This is a genomic window from Chamaesiphon sp. VAR_48_metabat_135_sub, assembly GCF_031418915.1.
Classification (GTDB): domain Bacteria; phylum Cyanobacteriota; class Cyanobacteriia; order Cyanobacteriales; family Chamaesiphonaceae; genus Chamaesiphon.
The window spans coordinates 1-5392 of the sequence record NZ_JANOJV010000236.1 but is presented as its reverse complement, the minus strand read 5'-3'; the positions used below and the strand labels follow the sequence as shown (position 1 = coordinate 5392).

At 47.9% G+C, this 5392-nt stretch carries 8 protein-coding genes; all 8 read left to right on the top strand.

Annotated elements, in window-relative coordinates:
• Positions 1 to 693: 693 nt before the first annotated feature.
• The gene (locus tag RMO55_RS16740; RefSeq protein ID WP_310428339.1) at positions 694 to 1002 is read left to right on the top strand and encodes a carbon dioxide-concentrating mechanism protein CcmK; all 309 of its coding nucleotides are present in this window, start codon (positions 694 to 696) and stop codon (positions 1000 to 1002) included.
• A 51-nt stretch (positions 1003 to 1053) separates the two neighbouring features.
• On the top strand, positions 1054 to 1404 hold the full coding sequence (locus tag RMO55_RS16735) for a carbon dioxide-concentrating mechanism protein CcmK (protein WP_310428336.1): 351 nt from the start codon (positions 1054 to 1056) through the stop codon (positions 1402 to 1404).
• Positions 1405 to 1411: 7 nt separating this feature from the next.
• Complete coding sequence (locus tag RMO55_RS16730) at positions 1412 to 1711, top strand: EutN/CcmL family microcompartment protein (protein WP_310428334.1); 300 nt, start codon at positions 1412 to 1414, stop codon at positions 1709 to 1711.
• 46 nt (positions 1712 to 1757) lie between these two features.
• The gene (locus RMO55_RS16725; RefSeq protein WP_310428332.1) at positions 1758 to 2720 is read left to right on the top strand and encodes a ribulose bisphosphate carboxylase small subunit; all 963 of its coding nucleotides are present in this window, start codon (positions 1758 to 1760) and stop codon (positions 2718 to 2720) included.
• Between the two features lie 325 nt (positions 2721 to 3045).
• Positions 3046 to 3705: a hypothetical protein gene (locus RMO55_RS16720; protein WP_310428330.1), complete on the top strand. Its 660-nt coding sequence runs from the start codon at positions 3046 to 3048 to the stop codon at positions 3703 to 3705.
• Between the two features lie 4 nt (positions 3706 to 3709).
• On the top strand, positions 3710 to 4369 hold the full coding sequence (locus RMO55_RS16715; protein ID WP_310428327.1) for a ParA family protein: 660 nt from the start codon (positions 3710 to 3712) through the stop codon (positions 4367 to 4369).
• A gap of 2 nt (positions 4370 to 4371) precedes the next feature.
• Positions 4372 to 4785 carry a hypothetical protein gene (locus RMO55_RS16710; RefSeq protein ID WP_310428325.1) on the top strand — a complete coding sequence of 138 codons (414 nt, stop codon included), beginning with the start codon at positions 4372 to 4374 and terminating at the stop codon, positions 4783 to 4785.
• A gap of 141 nt (positions 4786 to 4926) precedes the next feature.
• Positions 4927 to 5250 (top strand): carbon dioxide-concentrating mechanism protein CcmK, encoded by a 324-nt coding sequence (locus tag RMO55_RS16705; protein ID WP_310428322.1) that lies wholly within the window; start codon positions 4927 to 4929, stop codon positions 5248 to 5250.
• The last annotated feature ends 142 nt before the right edge of the window (positions 5251 to 5392 follow it).

Genomic DNA, 5392 nt, shown 5'->3' with positions numbered 1-5392 from the left:
GCAAAACTCTCCCAATCAGCCGAAATCTGCTCGACTTCTGCCCGAATCGAGCTAAATATCTCAGTCGCGTTTTTCACCATAGCACCCGATTCACCAATTTATGTATCTGTTTCAGCGACGTATCGTATCCCTAGGGTACCCGCCAGATAGAAACATGTAACAGTGGTTCTCCGAAAAATCCCCTCCTCGGAGGGGTGCCCAACGGGCGGGGTGGGTAGGGTCTTCGCTACCTATCCAGTCCAAATCTTCTGGCACTGAGCAAGATAACGGTACTAATCCTTAAATAGTGCGATCGTTGGAAGATAGTTTGTGTACAGCGTAGATCTACCCACCCCGCCCTAACGGGCACCCCTCCGAGGAGGGGATTTTTCCAGAGTAATATGTCTATAAATCGTTGCTGAGATTCTTGAATCCCAATGGTATCCGCATGAGTGAAAAATGTAACATTAATCCTGTCGATCCCCAGCTCTACTCATAAAACATTCTGATGTGTGAATTAACAAAATAAAATTGTTGCTTATATTGCCAAAGCGTCACGTCTCAGTCTATGCTTGACCTTAGCGAATCTCTAAGTATTCGATTTTTCATAGCTAAAATCTGTGAAAAAATTGGTGTGTTCTATATAAATATCGATCGGGCGCGAATTCACGCGCAGATTGCTGACTACAAAATTACTCTAAGGACGAAAAATATATGTCTATTGCCGTGGGAATGATTGAAACCAAAGGTTTTCCTGCTGTTGTGGAAGCTGCTGATGCCATGGTCAAAGCCGCACGGGTTACATTAGTTGGCTACGAAAAAATCGGCAGCGGTCGGGTAACTGTCATTGTCCGTGGTGATGTCTCTGAAGTACAAGCTTCCGTGGCAGCAGGTGTCGAATCGGTTAAGCGCGTCAATGGTGGCGAAGTTTTATCGACTCACATCATTGCGCGTCCTCACGAGAACCTTGAGTACGTACTGCCTATGAACTACACCGAGGACGTAGAAAAATTCCGCGTCTAGGCTACATCCGCTAAATATTAGATTAACTAGAAAATTTAGGAGTCACTGATAATGTCTATTGCAGTTGGAATGATTGAAACCTTGGGCTTTCCCGCAGTTGTAGAAGCTGCAGATGCTATGGTTAAAGCCGCTCGGGTCACATTAGTTGGCTACGAAAAAATCGGTAGCGGTCGCGTCACTGTAATCGTTCGTGGTGATGTATCTGAAGTACAAGCTTCCGTAGCCGCAGGTGTTGAGTCTGTTAAGCGTGTTAATGGCGGACAAGTACTGTCTACTCACATCATTGCGCGTCCTCACGAGAACCTTGAGTACGTACTGCCTATGAACTACACCGAAGATGTCGAGAAATTCCGCGACAGCTTAAACGGTCCAGGTCCTTTGGCAATGGGTAGCCGCCGCTAATAGCTAAATGAAGCTAGCTAAAGTATTGGGTACTGTGGTCAGTACCCACAAAGAGCCGAGTTTAACTGGGACTAAGTTTTTGCTCGTGCAAATGCTAGATGCGGCAGGTAATGACCTGCCAGAATATGAGATCGCCGCCGATTGTGTCGGCGCAGGGTTAACAGAAGTAGTTTTAGTGAGTCTGGGCAGTGCTGCGCGTCAAGTTTCCAATAAGGACCATTATCCTGTCGATGCACTAGTTGTGGCGATCGTGGATACAGTTGTTGTGGGCAACGATTTGACATACAGCAAACGAGATGCGCGATAAGAAATTATTTATGAAGTTATTAATGATTTAATTCGGAATCGAGTATATGAGTAATATTAGTGATAGCGTCCGCCAAGAAATTCGTCGTTTGTTAAGCCAAGGCTATCGTGTCGGCGTAGAGTATGCTGATGCTCGTCGTTTTCGTAGTGGTTCTTGGACTAGTGCACCCATCGCCCAAGGCGGTGAAAGTGCGGTATTAGCCAGCGTTACGGCTGTGCTAGACGAGAATGAAGGTAAGTATGTGCAAATCCTGGGTGTCGATAGCAAAACGCGCACGCGGGTATTGGAACTGATGATTCAACGCCCTGACGGTGCGGTGACTCAAGTCAGTAAATCGAAGAGTGCTGGTGGTGTAAGTGCTCCCGCTGCAAGCAATGGCAATAGTGGGGGTAACGGTGGTGGTGGCAGTGATGTAGCTCAAATCGTCAAACAACTACTAAATCAAGGTTTCCGCATTGGAACTGAGTTTGCAGATGCTCGTCGCTATCGGGCTACTTCTTGGACTAGCGGCCCATCCTATCAGGGTGGTCGTGAAAGTGAAGCGATCGCATTGTTAACTAATTTAGTCGCCGAACACGAAAATGATTATGTTCGGCTGATTGGCATCGATACGACTGCTCGTCGCCGTGTCACCGAACTTTTGATTCATAAGCCAGGAGAGCCAGTTACGCTCAGTACTGGCGGTGCTAGTACGACCTCCTTCAATAGTTCATTTGGAACAGCAACTGCGGCTGGTAGTGTCAAAACTTCCCTCAGCTCAGAAATCGTGGCATCTGTTCGTCGTCTCTTGGAAAATAGCTACCAAATCAGCACCGAACATGCAGACATTCGTCGCTTTCGGAGCAGTTCCTGGCACACTTGCAAGCCAGTTTCGGCTACTCGGATTCAAGACGCGATTTCTGAATTGGAAGCTTGTCTAAACGATCACGAAGGTGAATACGTGCGACTGATTGGCATCGACAAAAAGGCAAAACGTCGCGTTCACGAAGAAATCATCCAACGCCCGTAATTAATTAATAATTGATAATTATTGATTGGGTTTTATGACGAGAATTTCAACATTTGAATTCTTGCTTAGACGTTAACACGATCGACTGACAGCAAAAGTTACTAGTAAACAGTTTTGCTTTCACTCAGGAGAAACAGGGTAAAGGGTAAAGGGTAAAGGGTAAAGGGTAAAGGGTAAAGGGTAAAGGGTAAAGGGTAAAGGGTAAAGGGTAAAGGGTAGCAATACTCCCCCGCACCCTCACACCCCCACACCCACACCCTCACACCGCCACCCTCACACCCCCACACCCCCATACCCCGCACCCCCACACCCACCTCCCCCTCCCATGCTTACCAAATTCCGATCTGTATCCAGGGAGGTAGTACCCGTCCATCTTGATGGCAATGTTTCGATCGATCCAACTGCGGCCATCGCGCCTGGGGTGTTACTTCAAGCCGAGGAGAATAGTCGGATTACGATCGGGGCAGGGGTATGTATTGGTGCTGGCACGATCGTTCATGCATCAGGTGGAAATATTGAGATTGGAGCTGGAGTGTGCATTGGTAGGGCGGTACTGATTGTCGGGAGTGGCTCGATCGAGCGAAATGTCTGCATTGGCGCAGGATCGACGGTGATTAATCCAAAAATTGAGGATGGGGATGTGGTTCCTACTCACTCAATCTTGGGCGATAGCAGTCGGGGTGAAGTATCTGTGGTGGAAACTCCAGATCTACCAACTCCGTCTGAAGATCCGGCGACGGTAGATCCTCCAGAGCCTTCAGATATCTGGGATACCAGCGATGCTTGGGATACATCAACGGTGAAGACACCAGTGATGGAACCGCCGCCACCTGTTGAGAGTACTTACCAGCCAGAACCACCACCAATTCCCTTCGAGGGTGGATATGTCGAAGAAACGGTTGAAATCGAACATCGCTCGAACGAATATGTCGCTGGACGTGCTAGTTTCGATCGACTCAAACGCCAGCTTTTCCCCAATGGTTGAACTTATGACTAAAACAGCATCACCAAAACTCAAGTCAACCAAAGTTCTCGTCGTCTTGAACGGGAAAGGCGGTGTAGGGAAAACGACAACCGCCATCAATCTCGCCGCCATCTTTGGCGAACAGCATCGGGTATTATTAGTCGATGCCGATTCGCAAGGCTCGGCGAGTTGGTGGGTGAAGCAGTCTGAAGGTCGAGATTTAGGCTTTGAGACTACCGCACTGGCTGACTTAAAGGGTGTGAATCGCCAACAGTGGGCAGATTACGACATCGTGGTTGTAGATATGCCGCCTGCGCTCGATTCTGCTGCTTTCGAGGCAATTATGCCCGTAGCAGACTACTTGCTGTTACCAACTCCCCCCGCACCAATGGATCTAGCCGCATTGATTCGCACGGTCAGACAGGTGGTGATTCCGTCCCAGATTAGCCATCGCGTCTTACTGACTAAGGTAAATTCTCGCGGTTTGAGAGAAGCGCAAGAAGCACAACAAACCTTATTGCAGTGTCAGATTCCGGTTTATTATACAGTAATCAGGAATTTGAAAATTCACGAGCGTGCTGCAATGTCAGGATTGCCCATTAGTCAGTGTAAAGGTCTGTCAGCCGCACCCGCAGCCGCTGACTACCGTTGCGTCGTCAATGAAATCTGGAAAGATTGGAACTAACTATGACTACTAACAAGAAAAAAACATCAGCATCTGATGTGTTGCGGCAAGAAATGCAGCAACCACTAGTAATCCCAACCAGGGCTACTACTACACCCAGTTCATCGCCTACTCCTATAACCACCACGAATATGACACCTCCAACCAACGACGACGCTCAAGCCAAAGCTGCTCAAGAGAAGGAAGCAAAACTTCAACAGCAGAAATTTGATGACTTGACAAAGCAGCTTAATGATGCAAAGGCAATGATTGTCAAATTGTCGGAGCAACCCGCAGCAGCTCCAGCCAAAGCCAAAGCTACTACAGCGATCGTCAAAAAAGATACATCTCACGCATCCCTGACAGCTCGTCCGACTCAGTCCCGTGAAGAAACACTTCGCCGTCGCAACAACACTGATATTGGTTGGTTGGACTAATTCTAACTAGTGATTAGTGAAATCGGTTAGTGGTAAGGGGTAAAAAGCAATGGACAATAAATAGAAATTGTCCTCCCACACTCCCCAAACCCCCACACCTCCCCTACCAAACGAGCCTAGTAATTAGGAGTATATTTTTTAATGGCAACTCGAAGTTCCAGACAAGCAGTGGGGACGATTCAAACCGATGGATTCCCGCCTGTTTTAGCTGCTGCTGATGCGATGCTTAAGGCGGGGAATGTCACACTGGTTTACTATGGTTTGGCAGAACGCGCTGAGTTTATGATATCCATTCGCGGTCCTGTTTCTGAAGTGAATCAAGCTGTGGCGGCTGGTGTTCTGGCTGGTGAAGCTACCAAAAAAGGTGCGATCGTCAGTCACTACATCGTCCCTCATCCAACGGACAATCTCGATAGCGTGATGCCGATGCAATATACTTCGGAATCAGAAGAATTTTGGGTGTGATTTAGTTGAAAGTTGAAAGCGAAAAGTGCGGTCTTGGGGTTTCCCCTGTCTTGTCTCACTTATTTTGACGGGGAACCCGTCCAAAAGTGAGCCGCTGTCTTGTCGTTTTCTTATTCGGGGGTTCCCCCCGAATAAAAACGCC